This is a genomic window from Pseudomonas parakoreensis (assembly GCF_021602155.1).
In the GTDB taxonomy this organism is placed as follows: Bacteria; Pseudomonadota; Gammaproteobacteria; order Pseudomonadales; family Pseudomonadaceae; genus Aquipseudomonas; species Aquipseudomonas parakoreensis.
Genome location: NZ_BQHY01000010.1, coordinates 188920 through 212762 on the forward strand (window position 1 = coordinate 188920; position 23843 = coordinate 212762).

24 protein-coding genes are annotated in these 23843 nt (G+C 58.9%); 12 read left to right on the forward strand and 12 right to left on the reverse strand.

Annotation, left to right across the window (positions count from 1 at the left end; all coding sequences use genetic code 11):
* The first annotated feature begins 326 nt into the window (after positions 1 to 326).
* Together L6D63_RS17570 and L6D63_RS17575 are read left to right on the forward strand one after the other, a co-directional pair.
* A complete protein-coding gene (locus L6D63_RS17570; protein ID WP_131670190.1) occupies positions 327 to 2621 on the forward strand; it encodes an AAA family ATPase in 2295 nt (764 codons plus the stop codon).
* The gene (locus tag L6D63_RS17575) at positions 2618 to 4462 is read left to right on the forward strand and encodes a UvrD-helicase domain-containing protein (RefSeq protein WP_027612953.1); all 1845 of its coding nucleotides are present in this window, start codon (positions 2618 to 2620) and stop codon (positions 4460 to 4462) included. Before L6D63_RS17570 ends, L6D63_RS17575 begins: the two co-directional genes overlap by 4 nt.
* A 189-nt stretch (positions 4463 to 4651) precedes the next feature.
* On the opposite strand, the gene L6D63_RS17580 is transcribed toward L6D63_RS17575, so the two are convergent.
* From L6D63_RS17580 to L6D63_RS17595, 4 genes are all read right to left on the reverse strand, one after another.
* Positions 4652 to 5308 (reverse strand): DUF2931 family protein, encoded by a 657-nt coding sequence (locus tag L6D63_RS17580; protein ID WP_131670189.1) that lies wholly within the window; start codon positions 5306 to 5308, stop codon positions 4652 to 4654.
* A 10-nt stretch (positions 5309 to 5318) separates the two neighbouring features.
* Positions 5319 to 5975 (reverse strand): DUF2931 family protein, encoded by a 657-nt coding sequence (locus L6D63_RS17585; RefSeq protein ID WP_131670188.1) that lies wholly within the window; start codon positions 5973 to 5975, stop codon positions 5319 to 5321.
* The gene (locus L6D63_RS17590; RefSeq protein WP_131670187.1) at positions 5975 to 7516 is read right to left on the reverse strand and encodes a phospholipase effector Tle1 domain-containing protein; all 1542 of its coding nucleotides are present in this window, start codon (positions 7514 to 7516) and stop codon (positions 5975 to 5977) included. Before L6D63_RS17590 ends, L6D63_RS17585 begins: the two co-directional genes overlap by 1 nt.
* Before the next feature lie 139 nt (positions 7517 to 7655).
* Positions 7656 to 8018: a DUF6124 family protein gene (locus L6D63_RS17595; protein WP_131670186.1), complete on the reverse strand. Its 363-nt coding sequence runs from the start codon at positions 8016 to 8018 to the stop codon at positions 7656 to 7658.
* A gap of 507 nt (positions 8019 to 8525) precedes the next feature.
* Between L6D63_RS17595 and L6D63_RS17600 the strand changes: the two genes are divergently transcribed.
* The gene (locus L6D63_RS17600; protein WP_095666895.1) at positions 8526 to 9065 is read left to right on the forward strand and encodes a thioesterase family protein; all 540 of its coding nucleotides are present in this window, start codon (positions 8526 to 8528) and stop codon (positions 9063 to 9065) included.
* A 239-nt stretch (positions 9066 to 9304) separates the two neighbouring features.
* Here the strand turns inward: L6D63_RS17600 and L6D63_RS17605 are convergent, their stop codons facing one another.
* Positions 9305 to 9784 (reverse strand): GNAT family N-acetyltransferase, encoded by a 480-nt coding sequence (locus L6D63_RS17605; RefSeq protein WP_131670185.1) that lies wholly within the window; start codon positions 9782 to 9784, stop codon positions 9305 to 9307.
* 242 nt (positions 9785 to 10026) lie between these two features.
* Complete coding sequence (locus L6D63_RS17615) at positions 10027 to 10575, reverse strand: cytochrome b (protein WP_095666897.1); 549 nt, start codon at positions 10573 to 10575, stop codon at positions 10027 to 10029.
* Between the two features lie 207 nt (positions 10576 to 10782).
* On the opposite strand from L6D63_RS17615, the gene L6D63_RS17620 reads away from it, so the two are divergent.
* From L6D63_RS17620 to L6D63_RS17650, 7 genes are read left to right on the forward strand one after another with little or no spacing between them, the layout of a single operon-like run.
* The gene (locus tag L6D63_RS17620) at positions 10783 to 11460 is read left to right on the forward strand and encodes a thermostable hemolysin (RefSeq protein ID WP_131670184.1); all 678 of its coding nucleotides are present in this window, start codon (positions 10783 to 10785) and stop codon (positions 11458 to 11460) included.
* Positions 11450 to 12931, forward strand: a complete 1482-nt coding sequence (locus L6D63_RS17625) for an AMP-binding protein (protein ID WP_131670183.1) — start codon at positions 11450 to 11452, stop codon at positions 12929 to 12931. The genes L6D63_RS17620 and L6D63_RS17625 overlap by 11 nt, the downstream gene beginning before the upstream one ends.
* Positions 12928 to 13602 (forward strand): iron-containing redox enzyme family protein, encoded by a 675-nt coding sequence (locus L6D63_RS17630; protein WP_047295011.1) that lies wholly within the window; start codon positions 12928 to 12930, stop codon positions 13600 to 13602. The genes L6D63_RS17625 and L6D63_RS17630 overlap by 4 nt, the downstream gene beginning before the upstream one ends.
* Positions 13589 to 14398 (forward strand): SDR family oxidoreductase, encoded by an 810-nt coding sequence (locus L6D63_RS17635; protein ID WP_131670182.1) that lies wholly within the window; start codon positions 13589 to 13591, stop codon positions 14396 to 14398. The genes L6D63_RS17630 and L6D63_RS17635 overlap by 14 nt, the downstream gene beginning before the upstream one ends.
* Positions 14395 to 15039: a tetratricopeptide repeat protein gene (locus tag L6D63_RS17640; RefSeq protein WP_131670181.1), complete on the forward strand. Its 645-nt coding sequence runs from the start codon at positions 14395 to 14397 to the stop codon at positions 15037 to 15039. Before L6D63_RS17635 ends, L6D63_RS17640 begins: the two co-directional genes overlap by 4 nt.
* Positions 15040 to 15050: 11 nt before the next feature.
* Positions 15051 to 15713 (forward strand): response regulator, encoded by a 663-nt coding sequence (locus L6D63_RS17645; RefSeq protein ID WP_047295015.1) that lies wholly within the window; start codon positions 15051 to 15053, stop codon positions 15711 to 15713.
* Positions 15710 to 17086, forward strand: coding sequence for an ATP-binding protein (locus tag L6D63_RS17650; RefSeq protein WP_131670180.1), 1377 nt, complete (start codon positions 15710 to 15712; stop codon positions 17084 to 17086). Before L6D63_RS17645 ends, L6D63_RS17650 begins: the two co-directional genes overlap by 4 nt.
* On the opposite strand, the gene L6D63_RS17655 is transcribed toward L6D63_RS17650, so the two are convergent.
* From L6D63_RS17655 to L6D63_RS17680, 6 genes are all read right to left on the reverse strand, one after another.
* Positions 17075 to 17653 carry a LysE family translocator gene (locus tag L6D63_RS17655; RefSeq protein WP_047295018.1) on the reverse strand — a complete coding sequence of 193 codons (579 nt, stop codon included), beginning with the start codon at positions 17651 to 17653 and terminating at the stop codon, positions 17075 to 17077. The genes L6D63_RS17650 and L6D63_RS17655 overlap by 12 nt on opposite strands.
* Before the next feature lie 68 nt (positions 17654 to 17721).
* On the reverse strand, positions 17722 to 18561 hold the full coding sequence (locus L6D63_RS17660) for a helix-turn-helix domain-containing protein (RefSeq protein WP_095666904.1): 840 nt from the start codon (positions 18559 to 18561) through the stop codon (positions 17722 to 17724).
* 102 nt (positions 18562 to 18663) lie between these two features.
* Positions 18664 to 19362, reverse strand: a complete 699-nt coding sequence (gene arsH / locus L6D63_RS17665) for an arsenical resistance protein ArsH (protein WP_131670179.1) — start codon at positions 19360 to 19362, stop codon at positions 18664 to 18666.
* A 12-nt stretch (positions 19363 to 19374) separates the two neighbouring features.
* On the reverse strand, positions 19375 to 19845 hold the full coding sequence (locus L6D63_RS17670; protein ID WP_131670178.1) for an arsenate reductase ArsC: 471 nt from the start codon (positions 19843 to 19845) through the stop codon (positions 19375 to 19377).
* 26 nt (positions 19846 to 19871) lie between these two features.
* Positions 19872 to 20219 (reverse strand): metalloregulator ArsR/SmtB family transcription factor, encoded by a 348-nt coding sequence (locus tag L6D63_RS17675; protein WP_041062977.1) that lies wholly within the window; start codon positions 20217 to 20219, stop codon positions 19872 to 19874.
* Positions 20220 to 20484: 265 nt separating this feature from the next.
* Complete coding sequence (locus L6D63_RS17680) at positions 20485 to 21426, reverse strand: hypothetical protein (protein ID WP_131670177.1); 942 nt, start codon at positions 21424 to 21426, stop codon at positions 20485 to 20487.
* Positions 21427 to 21732: 306 nt separating this feature from the next.
* On the opposite strand from L6D63_RS17680, the gene L6D63_RS17685 reads away from it, so the two are divergent.
* Both L6D63_RS17685 and L6D63_RS17690 read left to right on the forward strand, forming a co-directional pair.
* Positions 21733 to 22416: a response regulator transcription factor gene (locus L6D63_RS17685; RefSeq protein WP_003223938.1), complete on the forward strand. Its 684-nt coding sequence runs from the start codon at positions 21733 to 21735 to the stop codon at positions 22414 to 22416.
* A complete protein-coding gene (locus L6D63_RS17690) occupies positions 22394 to 23788 on the forward strand; it encodes a sensor histidine kinase (protein ID WP_047295030.1) in 1395 nt (464 codons plus the stop codon). Before L6D63_RS17685 ends, L6D63_RS17690 begins: the two co-directional genes overlap by 23 nt.
* Positions 23789 to 23843 lie beyond the last annotated feature (55 nt).

Here is a 23843-nt window from a genome sequence, read left to right on the forward strand (position 1 = left end):
AAGCTCATGAGCAAACCACTATGCAGACGGTTTCAGGGATCGAGCCTTCCGGAAATAATCAAAATGGCCGCGGATTTATTTTTTCGCTGATTTTGGTATTGGGAGTGGATTGGTTGAGTGGGTGGAGCCGGGGCCGGTGAGTTAAAGCGTAGGTTGGGAAGCCTCTGAAACCGGATACGGGCAAGTTTCCACAAGTCCGCTTTCGGCCAATATCAGTCGTTCTGGGCTGCAAAAATGAACCTGTCTCCGTCTTCTCTCTTGATTGTTGTAGGCACCTAGCTACATTGATAGCAAATTGATATTCCTCAGGCTTTCAAGGACGACCCATGCGCATCCAGCACGTAGAGATATCGAACTTCCGAAAGCTGCTTTCTGTGCGAATTGACTTCGCTAACGAGACCACACTGCTCGTAGGTGCAAACAACAGCGGAAAATCCTCCGCCATGCTGGCACTAAGAAGATTTTTGGTTTCGAAGGCTTCTGCTTTTCGGCTCCAGGATCTGACTCTTTGTCATCTAGCCAAGCTGGACGAAATTGGGAAGGAGTGGGAAAACCCGCCAGCAGACTTTGAAATTCCTGCAGCCAAGGACTGGGCCGACTGGCTCCCCAGTCTGGATATCTGGGTCTCGGCAGATCAAGGAGAGTTCCACTTCATCCGCGATCTCATTCCCAGCTTTGAGTGGCGCGGGGGGCTTGTGGGAATGCGCTTTCTGCTTGAACCAGATGATATGAATACGTTGTACACGGACTATCGCAAGGAGCGCGCGAGGGTTGCAGAGCTTGAGGACGCTCTAGGGAAGGAAGACCCGCCTGGTAGCCCGCTGACACTATGGCCGCAGAGCCTTCATGATTATTTGAACCGTCGACTGGGAGATAAATTCAAGATTCGGTGGTACCGCCTAGATCCAAAACAACTTGAGAAACCTGACAAGTCGACTCGAATGGCGCAAATGCAGCAACTGAGCCCTACTGCCCTGCCCTTGGAAAGTAATCCTCTCAGCGGATTAATTCGAGTACATGAAATTAATGCACAACGGGGATTCGGCGACCATTCGGACGACAATCAAAGCGATAGCACTAGACCCAGTGGCGCTCGAAAACTCTCGGAACAGCTCAGATCCTATTACTCCCGACACCTTGATCCAGGTGACAGCCCCGATATCTCAGATCTCGAAGCTTTGCGGGCGATAGAAGCAGCCCAGTCGGCATTCGATACGAAACTTGGTAGCAGCTTCGAACCCGCTATTAGAGAGGTCGAGGGATTGGGCTACCCAGGCCGAAATGACCCACGTATCAAAGTCGCAAGTCGCTTGGCAACAACTGACGGCATGAACCATGAAGCGGCCGTGCTGTTTGAGTTGGATTCAATCCAGGGCGCCCCTGGAGCACCTCCACTTCACTTGCCAGAGACCGCTAACGGATTGGGATATCAAAACCTGATATCCATGATTTTCCGGCTGATGAGCTTCAGGGACGAATGGCTGAGAAAAACCAGGGCCGCCAGCACGGAAGTAATAGACCGCGTCGAGCCCATCCACCTCGTACTTATTGAAGAGCCTGAAGCCCATCTTCATGTTCAAGTGCAACAAGTGTTCGTGCGGCACGCCTACCAAGTTCTTTGTCGAGACGCTTTGCTTGAACGCTACCCAAATCTGAAAACTCAGCTTTTGGTGAGCACGCACTCCAGCCATGTAACACATGAAGTGGAGTACCAGAACCTTAGGTATTTCAGGCGACTCCCAGCTGGGATGTATGACATTGGTGTACCGGTGTCGACGGTTTCTAATCTCTCTAACGTGTTCGGCGAGGGAACAAAGACGAAGGAGTTCGTAACCAGGTATCTGCGGGCACAGCATGCGGACATATTCTTCGCTGATGCCGTCATCATGGTAGAGGGTTCAGCAGAGCGAATGATGCTGCCGCATTTTTTGCGAAATAAGTTTCCATTCCTTGACCGCTGCTACATCACAACCCTCGATATCGGTGGCAGCCACGCGCACCGGCTAAGGCCTTTAATTGACGCCCTGGGCATCCTCACGCTGGTTATTACAGACCTCGATGCAGGGCTAAACAAAGCTGCAGTACCGGTGCAAAGAAACGCAGATCAGATTACGAACAATCCGACATTGCGGAGCTGGATGAAGCTGATGCATCTGGGCAGCACAGTGGATGAGCTTCTTGAGCTGCCAGCGAACAAAAAAGAGCACCAAATCGACGACCTATACTCGGTACGCGTTGCCTATCAAACTCCTATTTCCACTCACCTTCCCGCTACTGGTGAAGCAATACAAGTTCTTCCAAATACCTTTGAAGACAGCTTTGTGCTTAGCAACGTCCGTCACTTTGCGGAAAAAACAGGGAGCACTGGTCTGATGAAAGCTTTCTTCAAAGTTTTAAATGAATCGCAAACATCTGAAGGCGTCGGGAAAGGGCTTTTCAACGAACTACGCGAAGGAAAGAAGGCAGAGTTTGTCCTGCTCGTGTTGGGGGATAAAAACTTTTCCAACCTCGAAATCCCCGTATATATCAGTGACGGCCTCAACTGGCTTGAGTCCAAATTGCGAAGCAAACAAAAAGAGCTGCTGGTAATTCCGCCCGAGGGCGCGGAGGTGACGCCATGAGCGAAGCAGCTGCTGCAGATGCCGACACAATTATGCAGGCTTGCCTGAATCTGGCAGACCCAAAGAGTTTTTTTCTTTACGCAGGTGCTGGCTCAGGAAAAACCTATTCACTCGTCGAGGCTATCCGCGAACTCAAAAGTCGCGAGCGAGAACGCCTGACGTTCGAAGGCCGGCGCATTGCGGTGATCACTTACACAAACGCAGCCTGCGACGAGATTCTTCGGAGGTTAGAATTTGACCCACTAGTGGAAGTCTCGACTATTCACGCGTTCGCATGGTGCTTAATCCAAGGATTCGACAACGAGATCAGAGAGTGGCTAAGGATCAAACTTCCCAAAGACATCGAAAAGATCGAGGGTGAGCTAGCACGCTCGAGAGGCGACAACAAAACCTCTCGAGCAAACAGACGGAAGCTACAAAGCAAGATACGCAGACTTGAGAATCTCGACGAGATTACGAAGTTCATCTACAGCCCCACTGGCGACAACAGAGAGCGACAAGCACTCAATCACGATGAAGTCATCAAGTTAACTGCGGCATTCGTTTCTGAACGCCCGTTGCTGGATGTTCTCGTAGACCGTTACCCAGTTGTATTGATCGACGAAAGTCAGGATACCCACGCTCCAGTAATGGAGGCTTTTCTGAAAGTCCAGCAATTGGCGAAGACTCGCTTCTGCTTGGGGCTACTGGGCGACACTATGCAACAGATTTACGGCCATGGAGTAACGCGCCTTGATAAAGCGATACCGGGTGACTGGCTGAAACCTGAAAAGATCGTTAATCGCCGCTGCCCTCGTAGGGTTGTAGAACTTATCAACGTGATTCGAAGCACTGCAGACACTCATCAGCAGACCCCCATGCCTGATGCCATTGAAGGTTTAGTGCGCATGTACTGCATTAGCGAAAGCCAACAGGCACCGAATCTTGAGGAAGGAATCGCTCATTCAATGGCTGCACTCACCGGCGACGGAGAATGGGCTACCGGCCCTGAAGGCCGGAAGACCTTGATCCTCGAACATAAGATGGCTGGACGGCGAATGGGGTTCGAGAAATTGTTCACGCCCTTACATGCGGTTGAGCACCTTCAAACAGGCTTGCTGGATGGAACCCTCCCTGCACTTCGCGTTTTCAGCGAAGGCGTTCTTCCCATCCTCAACGCTAAAAATGATCACTTCCTCCTGCTTGAAGCCGTACGCTCTCGTTCTCCCTTGCTGAGCAAGGAAGTTATGCAATCAACAGGAGATCAATCGGCCCATATGCAGCGCGTGGAGAACGCGACACGAGCTCTGCTCTCTCTTTACGAAAGAAGCGATCCAACACTGAGCGAGGTCGCAACGCTTCTGCTGCAAACCCAACTGCTTGATGTCCCTGAAAATCTGGTTGGGGCAATGGTGTTAGGAGCTCCTGGTGAGGCTCCAGATCCTGAAGATACGAACGCGATGACCAACTACGCATACCAGCAATTTCTGGAGCGTCCATTTTCGGAGCTGGCAGCCTTTGCGAGTTATGCGGATGGCCTTTCAGCCTACGGCACACATCAAGGAGTGAAGGGGCTGGAGTTTCCACGAGTCATGGTCGTCATCAACGATGAGGAGGCAGGCGGCTTCTTATTCAGCTACGACAAACTGCTGGGTGTAAAAGAACCAACAAAGACTGACCGGGACAACGAGCGTGACGGCAAGGACAACGCACTAGCACGTACGCGTAGGCTGCTTTACGTGACATGTAGTCGGGCTGAAAAGAGCCTGGCGATTGTCGTATACACACCCCAGCCTGCACTCGCCAAGCAAAACGTTGTTGCTGCTGGCTGGCTTAAGGAGAGCGAGGTCGAAATCCTGTGAGACCTTCTTCTTAGGATTGAATCGCCCGAGTTGCGTAGACGCTCCCGGGTCTCACAGCGAGGCTATATGAGCGAGCCACTTTGTCTGAGCAGGCCTTCCGCCAAGGTCTGCTTTTGGCTGTGGATTCAACCGGTCGACGCAGCAATGACTCGACATAAGGACAGGCAGGAGAAGTCTTCTTGCTGCCTTCTACCAACTCCCGTACGGAATGCCGAATCTCTCGATATACCGCTTGGACTTTTCACTGACAGGATACGCATAGCGCCCTTGGTTCTTACCTTGACTAGGCCCCAGCGGTTCCACCTCTGCCTGTGCTCTGGCGACTTTGACAGGATGGTGGCATGAGTCTCGAACCCAAACTTGCACGACACCACCGGGCGCCAAGCCCAAGTAGAGAGACGCGTTATAGCGCCCCTTTTGTTCAGGTTTTTTAGCGCAGCGCTGATTGACGGACTCAAGCATGAGTTGTCTGGCTTCCTCTGGGATATCTACCCAGGCCTTGTACGTTTGCGGTTCAACAATGGACTGCCAACGGACATAGATCCTTTTGGGAAGATCAGCACCTACAACAGCTTTTCCGTTGCTTCCCACGCCGTGCCAACCTTGAGCAGATGCTGTTCCATCCTCTGGCTGCCCGCCGGAGGCGGATCCACCTCCTGTACGCAGGAATACTCTGCCTTTAATGTCTTCGACCGAAGTGTCCTCAACCCAGACTTTCATGTAGTTGGGCTCGGTAAAGCCTAGTTCCCACCAAGGAGATTTGGGGTCGTTTTTGGCTGATAGCGGATCACTTGAATCACAGCCGCTAATCAACAGGGCAAAAAGTATCGTTGGAAATCTTTTCATCGGACGACGGTTACCAACTCCCGTACGGAATGCCGTACTTATCGATATACCGCTTAGCCTTTTCGCTCACAGGATAAGCATATTGACCGCCGTTCTTGCCCAACTCAGGCCCCAGCGGCTCCAACTCAGCCTGAGCGCGAGCGACTTTAACTGGGCGTCGGCAAAGATCTCTTACCCACACTTGCACCACCCCACCCGGTGCGAGTCCCAAATAGACCGAGGCCATGAAGCGTGCCGTTTTCTCGGGAGTCTCCGGGCAACGCTGATGGGTAGACGTCACCATCACCTGTCTGGCCTCCTCAGGAATATCTACCCAAGCCCGGTAGGTTTTTTGTTCCGGTATCGATTGCCAGCGGACGAAGATGCGCTTGGGTAACCCTGCCCCGATAACCGGTTTGCCTGTACCTCCGACACCAATCCAACCGCGTGCAGACTCCTTGTCATTATTCGGTTCTGCACCGCTCGCGTTCCCTCCCCCGGCACGTAGGAAAGTTTTACCGTCGATGTCCTCCACGGAGCTGTCTTCAACCCACACGTTCATGAAGTTGGGTTTGATAAATGCCAGTTCCCACCAAGGGTACTTAGGATCGTTTTCTCCGGAGTTGGAGCTTGTTGCGTTACATCCGGTGAAGGCCAAAATGCTCAACAGAGCTACGAGTATTCTCATTACCAAAGCTTCCAATCAGCTACGTGAGGATGCTGCACGCGAATGCCATCCTCCGTGGGTGCGTTGATGTAAACAGCTCGCAAACCGCTGCCGTCCCGCCTGCCTTGGGGGTGGTTCCAGTTGGCAGAGGTGTGGATGTATTTCAGTTTCAGCAATTGCTCGTCATCGGGAGAGGTGGCGTAGTCGCCGGCGACGAATCTGTCACAGATCGATTGCAGCTCTTGGGGAACGGCATACTCCGTACGCCCAGGTATATCGGTGAAAGGAACGCCTTTCTCCTTGGTCAACTGATACATCACTCTCAAATAAACCGTGGAAAGTTTACCGCTGACCGGGCGTTTGAGTTGCAATCCCGCGTACACGCGTTTTTGCTTGGGTCCGAACCGATCTTGCGGGTCGGGCGGCAATGCGAGCGCCGCTGGCGTTACGACTTCCAGCATGTGTGCAGGCCAGCCGTTGGCTATCCACTGACTTTTTACTTGAACGGCATCTTGGTAGATCGAAGTCGTTTTGACATCCGTGTTGCTCCATACATCAAGTGTTTGCATGGGACTGATCAAAACACATTCTTCGACCTCATCGAGGTAGCTGCCTCCGATGTCCGAGTGGACGCCAGGACATGTGTATTCGGGATAGTCAGGTTTGACTCTGCTGAGTGCGAAGTTAGCCCGACATTCGTCACGGGCCACCAAATGAACGACATCTTTGAAGAAACGTCGATCAAGGTACAGTTTTACGCCGGGAGCGATTGGGCTCGACACTCTGCCCAAATTCGTGAAGCCAGCGATTGACGCTACCGTATCGAACAGGCCGATAAACCCCATGTTGATGCTACTACCGTACTGATCAACAAATGTACGACTGAAGTTGTTGGCGTAAGTCGTCAATGAGTCCCTTAACGGCCCCTGCTTGCCTCTTACAATTTCATTTGCAAAATGGCGAGCGGCGGCTGCACCTCGACTGAAACCGAAAGTGTCAAAGGTGATTGACGCAATTTCACTGTTCGGATTTTCCTGAAGGGCATCCTCGATGATTTGCTTGATGAAAGTAAACGAAGTCTGAACACGCCCCACAACCCCCGTCTCTCCCCGCCCAGTGCCTTGGCTGACGACGCTGTCCTTCTCGCTGGATCGAGTACCAATGCCTTCAATATAAACGGGTCGGGAGACCTGTTTTATCGAACCCTCTCCTTCTGCAATCGGAGCTTCGTAATACAGGTCGGCAAGTTTTTTTATATTGGTCGCGCCAGCGCCATAGCTACTGTCCGGATCCCTCATATAGGGCTGACAGCTAGCAGGAATATCCTGCGGCGCAATCGGATGCTGCGCACCGCAAAGCAACCCTGCTGCCGTGTTGTTCGCATTGTTACCAGTACCATCAAAGAAAACCCCAATCCTCAACGCAATGCCGATTTTTTCAGGCTCGCGCGCAGGCTCTTTCCCGTGCTTCTCATACTCTGCCCAACGCTGGGCATGAATGTCGACGGGTTTGGCTTCTTCGTAGCGGTAGTTTTTCGGGGGGTTGGGAACGTAGCCACTCAATCCTTGATTCCTTGTTCTGATCCTTGAAGAACGGGCCGAAGGGTGACAGCCGAGGCTTGGGGGCGCAAGGCGTGGCTCTGTGCCAGCTCGATTGAAATTGCTGGGTGCGACGAGGGTTTGGGCTCGTCGCACGGGGTGGTCAGTGGGCGATTTCGACGTTGTCGAGGGCCTGGTTTACGGCGAGTTCGCCGAGCATGACGACCTGGGCGATGCCCAGTGCGGTTTTGCGGTGGGAGGTGTCGAGTGTGGCGGCGAAGTTGTTGAGCATTTCGCTGGCGGAGCCGAGGGTTTCGCTGGCGTTGGCGAGCAGGGATTCAGTGTCGCACTTCGGGTTGGCGAGGTACATGGGTTCGGGTTTGTAGGGGCTGGCCATGATTTGGGTGGCCGGGGACAGGTAATGGTCGAGGGCGCGTTCGGCGGCTTCGTGGAGTTTTCTGGAATCGAGGGATTCGTAGGGGGATGCGAGGTCGGTTTCTGGCGGGTTGGGTGTTGGTTTGATCATGGTGAAGCTCCTACGTCAAAAAAGGGAGCCATCACTCTCGCTACCAAACGAGGGTGGCGGCCATGCGCAGGTTGGTAGACCGGGACGTAGAAAACCGGCGCGCCCGAAGACGCCCTGTGCATGACCACCATAAAGCCGTGTCGAACAGACACTGCAAATCATGATGCTTATGCAATCTACGAGAACTCAGGGCTACCAAACCCGATCACTGTTTTTCAGTGACCGACAGACGATAGAACCCGCGCTCTAGACGCACAAGCCGGCGGATTCTGGCGTACTCGTAGGCGATGGCGCAAGGCGTTGTAGGGCTTCGGTGGTAACCGCAGGCTTCATATAAACATCCCGATTATTTCCTGTTTATTCACCAGTTGAGCGGGCTACCGATCCAGCACCCACCCCGCAATGATCGGAATGCACTGTTCAGTCCAAAAAAGTCATTTACGCACCTACCTCGCCATCGCCCGGCTCGCTAGAGTGCAGCGCTCTTTTCAACGGGCTGACGTACTGATGAATCTGTGGTTTCGATTGCTCTGCATGCTTTTTCGCCGACCGTGGCGCAAGCCGGTCAATGCGCTGGAATCCACCGTGATCCGCATGCGCGTGTGGCCGCTGGATCTTGATTTGAATCGGCACGTTACCAATGGTCGCTACTTCACTATGGCTGACGTCGGGCGCATGGATTTTGTGTTGCGCAGTGGCGCGTTTCGGGTGGCGTTGCGCGCTAAAGCGTTGCCGATTGTTGGCGATACCTGGGGTAAATTTCGGCGTGAGCTGAAGCTGTTTGAAGCGTTTGAAATTCACAGCCGGATGCTTGGCTGGGACGATAAATGGAGCTTCATGGAGCATCGCTTCGTGAGCAAGGGACGGGTGATCGGCGTGGTGGTCATGCGTGGGCTGTTTCGGTCGGCGAAAGGCACGATGGCGCCGGGTGAGTTTGTCAGGGCGTTGGGGTTGCCTGAACAGTCGCCGGAGATGCCGGCGTGGTTGACGTCGTGGTCGGCGAGTTGCGATCTGATGAGTCGTCAGCTCAGGGGTGAGGAGGTTTGAGTCATCGGTTGCCTGGATGATCGTGTTTATGGATGCAGCACGGTGTCGTTTGGGCTGGCGTCTTCGCGAGCAAGCTCGCTCCCACAGGTTCGCGGTCAGGCTGGGGAACTCGTTTTGACTGGGCTGGCGTCTTCGCGAGCAGGCTCGCTCCCACAGGTTTCGGATCAGACTTGCGAAGGCGTTTGGCCGGGCTGGCGCCATCGCGGGCGAGCCCGGCTCCCAGAGGGATTGGGGGATGGCTATTGTCGGTGGCGGGTCATGTTGATCAGGGCTGCGCGTCTGCCGCCAGGTGCCGGGCGTTCTTCGATGGAGAACGGCACGAAGCCGAGTTTCGGGTAGAGCAGCAACCCTGCGGTGTTTTCGTTGAAGCAGGACAGCTGCACTTCCCTGGCCTGATACTTTTCAAAGCCGACTGCAGTCATGGTTTCGACGATGTAGCGCGCGACGCCCTGGCCACGGGCGTAAGGCGCGACGATGACGTTGCCGATGCAGCAGACGCCGCCGTGTTCGGCACGGTAGAAATTGGCGAAACCGACGAACTCACCGTTGGCCAGAAACGCCGTGGAGTCGAAGCGTTGGCTGATCGCGGTGTGCATTTGTTCTTTCGTCAGCGGGTACTGCGCTTTCGGGAACATGAAGTACAACTCTTGAACGCCCTGCGGAAAGCCGCACAGGGTTTTGACGTCGTCGGCCGTCACTGGCCGGTGGGTAAAGTTCATGGCTGCCCTGCCCCTTATTGTCGGTGTTGCCAAGGTGATGCGCGCCCGGCGCGTTGGCATGCCATAGCGTGGACGCGAAGTACGATTGCGGCAACTTTCCCGTCCTGCCAGACGCCACAAAAACCTGTGGGAGCGAGCTTGCTCGCGAAGGCAGTGTGTCAGTCAGCGATGATGCCGGCTGACACGACGCCTTCGCGAGCAAGCTCGCTCCCACAGGGATTGGGGGTTGAAGGAGGTCTGGATTATTCGGTGCGACCCGGCAACATCCGCACCAGCGTGTTATCCCGCACCCAGTAGTGGTGAAACAGCCCCGCCGCCGCGTGCAAGCCGATCAGCCAGTAGCCGGCGCTGCCCAGCGTTTCATGCCAGTACTTGAGTTGTTTGGCGAAGTCCGGGTCGATGGCGACCGGTGCCGGGACGTGGAAGCCGAAGTACGGGAACGGTTTGTCGGCCGCGGCGAGCATCAGCCAGGCGAGGATCGGGGTGGCGATCATCAGCACGTACAGCGCCAGGTGCATCAGGTGCGAGATGCCGGTCTGCCAGGCTGGCGGCTTGGGGGTGATCGGCGGGCGTGGGGTCAGACGGCCGAGCAGGCGCACCCAGACCAGCACGAAAATGCTCGCGCCGAACAGGCCATGGAAGCCCATCAGCAGGCCGCGCGCTTCGCTGCCCTTGGGCATGAAGCCTTTGATTTCGACGCAGGCGTAGACGCCGACGAACAGCGCCAGCATCAGCCAGTGCAACGTAATTGACAGTTTTCCATAACGGGTGACGGCGGTGTCGCGGGTCATAAGAAGCGCCTCGTGATTGTCGTGAGCGACGGTCGATTCGTTCGACAGTCTCGATCCGGTTGCAGGGCGAACCGACGGTGCCACCCTGCCCTTGCAGTCTTAAGACAATCTGAAGATTGCCCGTTGATTAACCTTTTTTCACCTTCAGACTTCGTTAAGAAATGCCTCCGATACTGCGCTCAAACCATTGAGGGAGGCGCTCTGCCCATGCCCGATTACCACTGGAACATTCCCCTGCCCCTGCGTTTCGGCCAGGCCGAAACGCCGCAGATGACGTTGACCGGCGCCCTGCCCGACGACGCGCTGCGAGAGACTTTCGAAGCCTTCATCCAGCAGCGTTTTCGCAAGGCCCACGGCGCCGACATTCGACACTTTATGCCCGAGCTGTTCGGCATGCACAACGGCGACGGTGCGCTGTGTGCGGTGGCCGGGGTGCGTCGTGCACATCAAGAGCCGCTGTTTCTCGAGCGCTATCTGGATGAACCGATCGAACCCTTGATCAGTGCGGCGGCGGATCGTCCGGTTGAGCGTAGCGCCATCGTCGAAGTCGGCAACCTCGCTGCCAGCGACACCGGCAGCGCACGCTTGAGCATCATCGCCATCACCTATCTGTTGGCCATGGGCGGCCTGGAATGGGTGACCTTCACCGGCAACATCGGGCTGGTCAACAGCTTCCATCGGCTCGGTCTGAAGCCAGTGACATTATGCGCCGCCGACCCGGAACGCCTGGGTGACGAGCGTCAACACTGGGGCAGTTATTACGAAAGCAAGCCGTGGGTGCACGTCGGCAACATCCGCGCCGGCTTCGTCCATTTGCGTAATAGCGGCCTGTTCACTCGATTGGGCCTGCCGACTTCGATTGAAGGAGCTTGCCATGTCGCTTGAACTGCAACGCTTCCAGGAAACCCTGCGCGAACATGCCCGGCGCAATGACAACAGCACCGCACTGTGGGGCGATACGCTGAAACTTGATTACGCCACGGTGTATGCCGAGGTGCTGTATCGCCAGGAGCGCCTGCGCGATGAACCGGCGCAAGTCGTCGCCCTGGCGCTGGATAACGGCGTCGACGCGATGCTGTGGGATCTGGCCGTGCTGTTCGAGGGCTTGACCTGCGTGACGCTGCCGCCGTTTTTCAGTCCTGCGCAACGGGCGCATTGTCTGGAACAGAGCCAGGCCGAACGGGTGATTGCCGAACCGGAGCTGGCGGCCGAGCTGCTCGCCGCCGGCTATGAACAGCGCGGCGAGTTCTGGTGCCGCACCTTCAGCGGCCCGAGCCGGATGCCGGCCGGCACCGCCAAACTGACCTTCACCTCCGGCACCACCGGCACACCGAAAGGCGTGTGCCTGAGCGCCGACAGCTTGCTGCGTGTGGCGCGGGAGCTGGATCACGCGAGCAAACCCACCGATCCACAGCATCATCTGGCGTTGCTGCCACTGGCGATTCTGCTGGAAAACCTCGGCTGCTACGCCGCGCTGTATGCCGGTGCGACGCTGAGCCTGCCAAGCCAGAAAACCCTGGGCATTCAGGGCGCCAGCGGCGTCGATGTACCGCACCTGTTGGGCTACCTGGCCGGTCGTGCGCCGGAGAGTCTGATTCTGGTGCCGCAACTGTTGCTGATGCTGGTCAGTGCTGCCGAACAGAAAGCCTTCGATCCGCAAAAACTGCGCTTCGCCGCCGTCGGCGGTGCCCGGGTCTCGGAAGATCTGCTGCACCGCGCGCAGCGTGTCGGCCTGCCGGTGTTCGAGGGCTACGGCTTGTCCGAATGCGCCTCAGTGGTGTGCCTCAATCGCCCCGGCGCGCGGCGTCCGGGCAGTGTCGGCCAGCCGCTGCCGCACGTTGAAGTGCGCCTGGCCGAAGACGGCGAAGTGCTGATCAAGGGCTCGACCCTGCTCGGTTATCTAGGGGACGCGCCGTACGCCGATGAGTGGTGGCCCAGTGGCGATCTGGGCGAGTTCGACCCCGAAGGTTTTCTCTACCTCAAGGGTCGCAAGAAGCACCAGTTCGTCACCAGTTTCGGGCGCAACGTCAACCCGGAATGGGTCGAGTCGGAACTGACCCAGCGCCGCCACATCGCCCAGGCCTTCGTCTATGGCGAGGCCTTGCCGCGCAACCACGCCCTGCTCTGGCCGCACCGTGCCGATTGCAGCGACGCGGAGCTGGCCGCCGCAGTCGCCGAAGCCAATGAAGCCTTGCCCGATTACGCCCAGGTGCATGGCTGGACGCGCCTGGCGCAACCGTTCACCGCCGCCAATGGCTTGCTCACCGCCAACGGTCGGCCGCGCCGCGAGGCGATTGCCGCGCTGTACCACGCCCAATTGACTGAATCCGCTGTTTCCGAGGAGTCCGCATCATGAGTTTTTTCGACACCCTGCAAGAAGCCACGCATCAGGAACGCCACGAGCTGTTCAATCTGCCGATCATTCTTGACGCCCTGCAAGGCAAGGTCAGCCTGGAAAGCTATCGGGCGTTTCTCGCGCAGGCGTACTACCACGTGCGTCACACCGTGCCGTTGATGATGGCCTGCGGCGCGCGTCTGCCGACACGTCTGGAATGGCTGCGCAAAGCGGTGGCCGAGTACATCGAAGACGAATACGGCCATGAACACTGGGTCCTCAACGACATCGCCGCGTGTGGCGGTGACCGCGATGCGGTCCGCGACGGCCAGCCCTCACTGCCGATTGAGCTGATGGTGAGTTTTCTCTACGACTTGATCGCCCGGGGCAATCCGGTGGGCCTGTTCGGCATGGTCAACGTGCTTGAAGGCACCAGCATCGCCCTGGCCACGCATGCGGCGGGGAGCATTCGCGAGCGTCTGGCACTGCCGGACACCGCGTTCAGCTACCTCAGCTCGCACGGTTCGCTGGACATCGAGCACATGCAGACTTATCGCCGCTTGATGAATCAACTGGAAGATCCCGAAGACCAAGCGGCCGTGATTCACGCCTCGAAAGTCGTCTATCGCCTGTACACCGACATGTTCCGTGGCCTGCCGCGTGACGCGGAGACTCAACATGCAGCTGCGTGACGCGCGGGTGGTGTTGACCGGTGCCAGTGGCGGCATCGGCGTGGCGATTACCGAGGTCTTGTGCGCCGCCGGCGCCCAGGTACTGGCGGTGGCGCGGCATGAGCAGGCGCTGACGCCGTTGCTTGAGCGCTATCCAAATTCGCTGTGCTGGGTCGCCGCCGACCTGACCTTCCTCAGTGACCGGCGCAAGGTGCTGGCTGCTGCCGAAGCCATCGGCGGCATCAACCTGCTGATCAACGCGGCCGGGGTCAATCACTTCGCCATGCTCGAACAGCTCGACGACAGCGACATCAACGCGATGCTCGCGGTAAACATCAGCGCGCCGATGTGCCTGACCAAATTGCTGCTGCCGCTGCTCAAACAGGCCGACAGCGCGATGGTGGTCAACGTCGGTTCCACTTACGGCTCGATCGGCTACCCAGGCTACGCCAGTTATTGCGCGACCAAGTTCGCCCTGCGCGGATTTTCCGAAGCGCTGCGCCGCGAGCTGGCCGACACTCGGGTCAACGTGCTGTATGTCGCGCCCCGGGCCACGCGCACGTCGATGAACAGTGCGGCGGCGCAAGCCTTGAACGATGCCCTCAAGTCCAGCGTCGATGACCCGCAAACCGTCGCCTCGGCGGTGATCCACGCGATTGCCGGCGACCGCCGCGACTTGTACCTGGGCTGGCCGGAGCGCTTTTTCGTGCGCCTCAACAACCTGCTGCCGCACCTGGTGGATCGAGGCTTGCGCAAGCAACTGCCGCTGATCCGCCGCCTCAGTGAAAAAACCGACAACGAGTCCCTGAAACCATGAAAAAACTTAGCGCATGCCTGTTGTTCGCCGTCCTCAGCCAAAGCGTCTGGGCACTGGAACCGGCCGATCAGCAGCGTCTGAACGGCATCCAGCAGAGTTGGGCGCACATCCAGTATGAAGTGGCGGAAAAGCAACGCGCCGCCGCGTTCGAGCAGTTGTCGTCCGAAGCCACTGCCTTCACTGCACAGCGCCCGGCGGTGGCCGAAGCGTGGATCTGGAAAGGCATCGTCACCAGCAGTTGGGCCGGCGCTCAGGGCGGGCTCGGTGCCTTGGGCAAGGCCAAAGACGCCAAGGCCGATCTGGAAAAAGCCCTGACGCTCGACCCCAAGGCCCTGCAAGGTTCGGCCTATACCAGCCTGGCGGCGCTGTATGATCGCGTCCCGGGCTGGCCGATCGGTTTCGGCGACAGCGACAAGGCCGAGCAACTGCTCAAGCAAGCGCTGCAACTGAATCCGGATGGCATCGACAGCCTGTACTTCTGGGGTGATCACCTCTACCGTCAGAAGCGCTACGCTGAAGCCAAGGCTGCGCTGCTCAAAGCTCAGCAGGCTGCACCGCGCCCGGGCCGGGAAACCGCTGACGCCGGGCGTCGCAAAGAGATCGCTGCGCTGCTGGTGGACGTGAACAAGAAACTCGACTGACAGGAGTCCGCGTGCGTTTATTACTGATTGAGGATGACGTGGCCCTCGGTGAAGGCATTCATCAGGCCTTGGGCCGTGAGGGCTACACCGTCGACTGGTTGAAGGATGGCAGCAGCGCGTTGCATGCGCTGCTCAGTGAAACCTTTGACGTGGCGGTGCTCGATCTGGGCCTGCCGCGCATGGACGGCCTCGAAGTGCTGCGCCGCCTGCGCGACAGCGGTTCGAACCTGCCGGTGCTGATACTCACCGCCCGCGATGCCACCGAAGACCGCATCGCCGGGCTGGATGCCGGCGCTGACGACTATCTGGTCAAACCGTTCGACCTCGCCGAACTCAAGGCACGCCTGCGCGCTCTGTTGCGGCGCAGTGCGGGCCGCGCTCAGGCGCTGATCGAGCACGCCGGGATCAGCCTCAACCCCGGCACCCAGCAGGTCAGCTATCAGGGCCAACCCGTGGCGCTGACGCCCAAGGAATATCAGTTGCTGCATGAATTGCTCTCGCCGCCCGGCCGGGTGATGACCCGCGATCAACTGATCCAGCTGCTTTACGGCTGGAACGAGGAAGCGGAAAGCAACACCCTGGAAGTGCACATCCATCACCTGCGCAAAAAATTCTCCACCGACCTGATCCGCACCATTCGCGGTGTGGGGTATTTGGTGGAGGAACGTCGATGACCTCGATTCGTCGCCGCACGCTGACGCTGATCATCGGCCTCTTGCTCGCCGGTCTTGCCGTGCTCAGCGTGTTCAACGTGCACGACAGCAACCACGAAATCGCCGAAGTCTACGACGCGCAATTGGCGCAAAACGCTCGGCTGCTGCAGGGCGTGATGCGCATGCCGCTGGCGAGCCAGGAACACTCGCAGTTGTATCAGGCGTTCAATCAGGCGCTCGGCGAAGCCAAGCCGCGCGTCGACGGTCACCCTTACGAAAGCAAGATCGCCTTCCAGGTCTGGAACCCGAAAAACGAAGTCCTGGTGCACACCGCCAGTGCGCCGTCGTTCACCGCGCCGCCGACGCGACCGGGTTTCAGTGATGTGGTGGACTTGAACGGTCGCCACTGGCGCGCCTTCATGCTCGAAGACCCGCAAAACGGGCTGCGCATCTGGGTTGGCGAACGCGACGATGTGCGGGCCGATCTGGTCGACCGCATCGTGCGCCATACGCTGTGGCCGAACGTGCTGGGCAGTCTGATCCTCGCGGCGATGGTCTGGCTGGCCATCGGCTGGGGCCTCAAGCCGCTGGCGAACATGGCCGCGACCCTGCGTGCCCGCCACAGCGGCTCGCTGGAACCGTTGCAACTGACGCCCCTGCCCAGCGAACTGGAACCGATGCAGGCGGCGCTCAACCGCATGCTCGCGCAGATCCAGGAAGTGCTTGGCCGTGAACGGCGCTTCATCGCCGATGCCGCTCACGAGATGCGTACACCGCTGGCGGTGCTGCGGGTGCATGCGCAAAACCTGCTGGAGGCCGGCACCGAACAGGAGCGCCGCGAGTCGTTGCAGTTCCTGATTTCCGGGGTTGATCGCGCCAGTCGCCTGGTCAATCAATTGCTGACCATGGCGCGCCTGGAACCGAAATCCAACCCGCCGCCGCTGCAACGCATCGACGTCAGCGAAACCGTGCGCAACAGCCTGGTACAACTCACGCCGTGGCTGCTGAGCAAGCATCTCGAACTGGCCTTCGAAGACAGCGCACAAGCGTTGCACGTCATGGCCAGCACCGCCGCCATCGACATCGCCCTGAGCAACCTGATCACCAACGCCGCCAACTTCTCCCCGGAGAACGGGGTGATCACCGTCAAGCTGAGCGAGGCCGATGGCTGGTGCCTTTTGAGCGTCGAAGATCAGGGCCCGGGCATCGACGAAGCCGATCGGGCACGGTTGTTCGAACGCTTTTACAGTCGCGGCAACGCCAACGGTGCAGGCCTGGGGCTGACCATCGTCAACACCATCGCATTGCGCCTGGGCGGACGGATTACCCTGGTCAACCGGGCCGAGGGCGGCTTGTGCGCAACGTTGTCAGTGCCGATCAGCTCAGGCGTGTAGCAACGCAGCGGCGGATGAGACGACCAGCAGCACCGCCAGAATCCGGTTCAGCCACTGCAACTGCGCCGGATTACTCAGCCAACGCGCTGCACCGCGACCGAGCAACGCCCACAGCGCCAGACACGGCAACGACACCAGAAAGAACGCCAGGCACAACGCGTTCAAGCCCTGCCCTTGTGCGGTAAACACGCTGATCACGGCAATCGCCATCATCCACGACTTGGGGTTGACCCATTGCAACAGCGCGGCGCCGAGCAGGCCCAGTTCGGGTTTCTCTTCGCCGGCGGCGGGGTCGATGGCGGTGGCCGGCGCGCTGAAGATCTGCCACGCCAACCAGAGCATCCAGCCCATTCCCAGCGCACTGATCACCGGGCGCACGCCGGGCAGCATCAAGGTGCTGGCTCCCGCACCGGCCACCCACACCAGCGACGCAGCACCCGCTCCCGCGCCGAGGATGATCGGCAGGCACGGCCGCCAGCCACGTCGGGCACTGGTGCTGAGCACAATCAGATTGGTCGGCCCCGGAGTAACCGAGGCCACGAAGGCAAAGAGAATGAACGCAAGCATGGCACGGCCCTGTAGAAAGTCAGGGCCTACTCTGACGGCTGCGCAGGGCTGCGGTCTTGAACGTTTGTTCAGCGCCGAGAGGTGCCGATGGCGCGTTGCTGATAGGCGCCCGGCGTGATGCCGTAAGCGCGTACGAACCAGCGGCCCAGATGGCTTTGGTCGGCGAATCCGAGGCGACTGGCGACGTCCACAGGCTGTATGCCGGCAGCGAGCATCTGCCGGCCCCGGCTGAGACGCAACTGGATCAGCCACGCGTGCGGCGCGAGCCCATAGGCTGCCTTGAAGGCGCGGGTCAGGCGAAAGCGGTCGGTGCCGCAGACCTCGGCCAGGGTTTGCAGGCTGATGTCCTGTTCGTGAAAGGCCACCAGATAATCGCGCGCCTGACGAGCGATCAAAGGCGCGCGGTTGGCAGCGGTCGGTTGCGGTCGGCGATACAGATGAATCGCCAATCGTTCGAGCAAGGCGTCCAGCGCCACCTCGCGCACCATGCGCACGTCCTGTTGATGCAACGCATTGAACGCAAACAAGGTGGCGCGGGCCAGCTCGGGATCATCGTTGAGCACACTGCCGATGCCCGGCAAGCCGCTGCCATAACTGCCCAGATGCAAACCGTCCAGCGCCTGTTCCAGCCATGCCGGTTGCAGGTACAGCATGCGATAAGTGAAGCCGTCCGGGCTCGGCGCGTCGCCGTCATGGATGTCCCCGGGTTCGAGCATGAAGACTTTGCCCGGGGTACTGTCGTGCCGCGCCCGACGGCTGTTGAAGCGCTGCACGCCTTGCTCGGTGAAACCGATCAGGTAGGTCTCATGCCAGTGCGGATCGTAGGCGTGCGCATGCCCGGCGAAATGCGCGTGCAGGGTTTCGATGCCGGTTTCCCGGTCGTGGGCAAGGTCGATCCAGTTACTCATGGCTTGAATACGCTAATGGGCTGGCGCCAGTAATCCACAAATGCCTCGGAACGGCTAGAACGTTTGTGCACTGCCCGACCGATGAAGGCGTGTCGCGGCGCTTCAGATTGAGCGCTGATTGACCCGGGCCATCAGTTGCTCGGCGCTTTCCTTGCGTTCGGAATAGCGATCCACCAGAAAATCCTGGCGGTCGCGCAGCAGCACGGTGAACTTCACCAGCTCCTCCATCACATCGACCACGCGATCATAGAACGGCGAAGGTTTCATCCGCCCCGCCTCGTCGAATTCGGTAAAAGCCTTGGGCACCGAAGACTGATTGGGGATGGTGAACATGCGCATCCAGCGCCCCAGCACACGCAGCTGATTGACCACATTGAACGACTGCGAACCGCCGCAGACCTGCATCACCGCGAGGGTTTTGCCCTGGGTCGGACGCACCGCGCCGAGTTCCAGCGGGATCCAGTCGATCTGCGCCTTGAACACCGCCGACATCGCGCCGTGGCGTTCCGGCGAACACCACACCTGGCCTTCCGACCAGAGCACCAGTTCGCGCAGTTCCTGCACTTTGGGATGATCGACCGGAGCGTCGTCCGGCAACGGCAAACCGGACGGATTGAAGATGCGCGTTTCAGCACCGAAGTGCTCCAGCAAGCGTGCGGCCTCCTCCACCAGCAGACGGCTGAAGGAGCGTTCGCGGGTCGAGCCGTAGAGCAGCAGGATGCGCGGTTTGTGTTCGTGCGAAGGTGGCGTGTTGCGGCCTTCGAACAGCGTGTGATCAAGATTGGGCAGGTGCTTTGACATATGTCCTCCGGCTCAAAGGGAGCCGATGCGATCCAGTTCACGCTGAAGCTCAACGCGGCTGAGTGTTTGGAAAGGAAGACCGAGGAAGGTTTTGCAGCGGCGCTCGATGATCGCCAGCGTGGCACGGAACGCCGCATCCACGGCCGCCTCATCACCGGCCACCTCGGAGGGATCCTCCAGCCCCCAATGGCATTTGATTGCCGGGCCGAAGTACACCGGGCAGGTTTCGCCCGCCGCCTTGTCGCAAACGGTGATGACGATGTCCGGCGGGTTGTCGGCAAACGCGTCGTTGCCCTTGCTGTACAAACCATCGATAGCGATACCGGCCTGTTGCAGCGTCGTCAGGCTGCGCGGCAGCACCTGGCCCTTGGGAAAACTGCCGGCGCTCACCGCCTCGAAGCCCTCCTGCGCCAGATGATTGAACATGGCTTCGGAAAGGATGCTGCGGCAACTGTTGGCCGTGCACATGAACAGGACACGCATGGGTAGCTCCCGGGGATAGTTGAAGTTCAGCAGCACGCAGTTTCGCGGGCAGGACGGCCATCCATGTTGTGCAGGCGACAGGCGTTGTCCTTGAGCCAATCGGTGTTGGCCTTGGCCGTGACGTTGAGGACCTGCCGGACCCAGTCCGGCAGGTCCGGGTTGAGCCGGTAATAGACCCATTGGCCCTGACGCCGATCAAGCAACAACCCATTGCTGCGCAATTGCGCGAGATGGCGGCTGATTTTCGGCTGGCTGTCGTCGAGGGCGCACATCAGCTCGCAGACACACAGCTCACCCTGCTCGGCAATCAGCAAGGTGGCGCGCACGCGGGTTTCGTCGGCCAGGCTTTTGAACAGTTCGGTGGGCGTGAGCATGGGGTGGACTCGAACATATGGAAAACCGAATATACGGATATCCATATATTATTCAACCCCGAATTTCAGCAACAACGATGAGTCCTGGGAGAGCGTGCGTGGACGCAGAAAGCAAAAAGCCGCTTTCACCGTGAAGTGAAAGCGGCTGAGGCAAAGGCCTCAATAGAGCAACAGGATCAGTGCACGAACAGGGCGATCAGGATAATGATCGGGATTGGCACACCGAGGAAAAACAGTAGTAGAGAGCGCATGGTGATTCTCCTTGTTAACGGACTGGCGGCAGCGTGGTGGTGGCGGTGTAAGTCTCGACTTCAACGTACTCGACTGCATCCCGACGACGGCCGCCGAAGGTGGCTGCCAGGCTGGCGAAGAACGCACCGGCCAACAGCGCAATGAACATCCACAGCGACGTCCAGGCAGCAACCTTGGCAGCGGTGTCAGCCGCCTGTTGGGCTTTGACCTTGGCATCGGCTATGGCTTTTTGAGTGCGCGCGTAAACCTCGTCGACCCGCTTCTCGGCGTCGGCCTGACTCAGGTTGGTCCGCTGTGCGACCAGCTGCGCGAGGTAGGTGCGGTCTTCAGGGCTGAGTTGGCCGTTGGCCAGGCTCTGGGCGAAGATCCGGGTCACCGCACCATGCGCGGCGTCATCGCTGACGAACGCAGGACGGTCATCGCGAAACAGGCTGTCGACAAAGTAACCGTATTGATCACTGCTGGTGTTTGCTGCAGCGGTACCGGCCGCCTGAGTCGCGGCAGCGGCTGCGCCTCCGGCGACACTGGCACCGGCCTGCACACCGCCGCTGATGACACTGCTCACCGAGCCGACAACCAGCACAGCGGTGACCAGCGTCGCCACACACCAGGCGAGGAAGCCATGGGCGGTATCACGGAAATACACTTCATCTCCGTGCATGTTGGCCCACTTCACCCGCAGGCGGCCGGCGATATAGCCACCCAGACCGGAGGCAATAATCTGCGTCGCCGCCAGCCAGACAATCGTGGAAATCCCCAGGCTCTTGGCGCTGACGCCCTCCCCGGCCCAAGGTGAAACGGCAGAGAATCCCAGACCGAAGCCAAGCAGCACCAGAATCATCGACAGTGCTGCAGCCGCCGCCGCGCCCGCGAAGATCGCGCCCCAGGACACGCCTGACACGTTGCTCGACTCTCCTTCGAAGGCCGGATAAAACCCATCAGAGGATCTATTCATTGTTGTAGTGCTCCAGGCATGAAAAATGGTGTTACAACTCGTCAGCAGATGAATTGCAGCGACCGTGCCAGTCGACACCTTTAAATAAATCTATATTTTTCAACGACTTAAAAAGACTGAACTTCTCTGCTCATTGCAATTTGCAACAATGCACGCAAAGCAGCGGGTTTTCTGCATTGACGGCAAAACAGCCGGGCACCCGAATCTGCGTTTGTGACAGGCTATACATGAAAGTTAATTTAAAGCGCGACGGAAAATACTTGGCAAAATGCTGCCATCCCGTTTGAACCGATCAAGGCCTGCTCTATGACTCGTATTTTGACCATCGAAGACGACGCCGTGACTGCCCGTGAAATCGTTGCCGAACTCAGCAGCCACGGCCTGGAAGTGGATTGGGTCGACAATGGCCGCGAAGGTCTGGACCGTGCGGTCAGTGGTAACTACGACCTGATTACCCTCGACCGCATGCTGCCGGAACTCGACGGCCTGGCCATCGTCACCACCCTGCGCACCATGGGCGTGGCCACGCCGATTCTGATGATCAGCGCGCTCTCCGATGTCGATGAGCGTGTGCGCGGCTTGCGGGCTGGCGGCGATGATTACCTGACCAAGCCGTTCGCCACCGACGAAATGGCCGCGCGCGTGGAAGTGCTGCTGCGCCGCCAGAACAGTGTCGCCACCCAGGCCACCACATTGCAGGTGGCCGACCTCGAACTGGATCTGATCAGCCACGAAGCACGCCGCGCCGAGCAGGTGCTGACGCTGCTGCCGACCGAATACAAGTTGCTGGAATTCCTCATGCGCAACAGTGGCCAGATCCTGTCGCGGATGATGATTTTCGAAGAAGTCTGGGGTTATCACTTCGACCCGGGCACCAACCTGATCGACGTGCACATCGGTCGTCTGCGCAAGAAGATCGACGCGGCGGGCAATGTTCCGCTGATTCGCACGGTACGGGGCTCGGGTTATGTCATTGCCGAACCCGTCTGACGGCTGGCGCTCCTCCAGCAGCCGTCTGCTGGCGCTGTACAGTTCGCTGTTCGTGGCCTGGAGCGCGATCCTCATGGGGGTCATGTACTTCGAAGTCTCCAGCTACCTCGATAACCTTGCCAAGCATTCGCTGATGCAACGTCAGCATCTGTTTTCGCACTTTCGCGGTGAACAACTGGAAGAAGCGCTCGCCGCCAGCATGACCTTCGACATCCGCGGTATCGACGCCTACGGCCTGTTCGACGCCCAGGGCGTGTACCTCGGAGGTGCCTTGCAGCAACTGCCCGAAGGCCTGCCGCTGGACGGCAAGATTCATACGCTGGATGACTGCGCCGATTCCGATGACCCGACCCTGCCCGCCGACAGCTGCGACGCGGTGGCGACCCAGACCCGCGATGGCCGCTGGCTGGTGTTGCTGCGCGATAACGGTTCGTTGTTCGCAGTGACACGGATCATTCTGCATGCCTTGTTCTGGGGTGTGTCACTGACGATCCTGCCGGGGATTGCCGGTTGGCATTTGTTGCGCCGTCGGCCGCTGCGGCGCATCCGCGCGATTCAGGACAGCGCCCAGGCCATTGTCGCCGGCGACCTGACTCACCGTTTGCCGCTGTCCAACCGCCGCGACGAACTGGACATGCTCGCCGCCATCGTCAACGCCATGCTCGATCGCATCGAACGGCTGATGCACGAAGTCAAAGGCGTGTGCGACAACATCGCCCATGACTTGCGCACGCCACTGACACGCCTGCGCGCGCAGTTGTATCGCATGCAACAACAGGCCGGCGAAGGTTCGCCCGCAGCGGCGCAACTGGATCTGGTGCTGGCTGAGGCCGATACGCTGATGGCGCGGTTTCGCGGCTTGCTGCGGATTTCCGAACTGGAAGATCGTCAACGGCGCTCAGGATTTGTCGAGCTCGATCCGGTGCAATTGCTGGAGGAACTGCATGAGTTTTACCTGCCACTGGCCGAAGAAGGCGAACTGCTGTTCGTCCTCAACATGCCGGAAACCCTGCCGCCCCTCAATGGCGACCGCGCGTTGTTGTTCGAGGCGCTGGCCAATCTGTTGAGCAACTCGATCAAGTTCACCCCGGCGGGTGGCACGGTGATTTTGCGCGGCGTGAATGACAACGGGCATACACGGATCGAAGTCCACGATTCCGGACCGGGGATTCCCGAAGCCGAGCGTGAGGCGGTGTTCCAGCGTTTCTATCGCGCCGAAGGCGGGCAACCGCAGAGCGGCTTTGGCCTGGGCCTGTCGATTGTCGCGGCGATTGTCAGCCTGCATGGCTTCAATCTTGAGGTGGGCAGCAGTGAACTGGGGGGCGCGAAGCTGGTGCTGGATTGCCGGCAGAGTTTGATCTCACAGTCCTGAATTTGCGCCGATCTTTCAAACTGATACATCCCCTGTGGGAGCTGGCTTGCCAGCG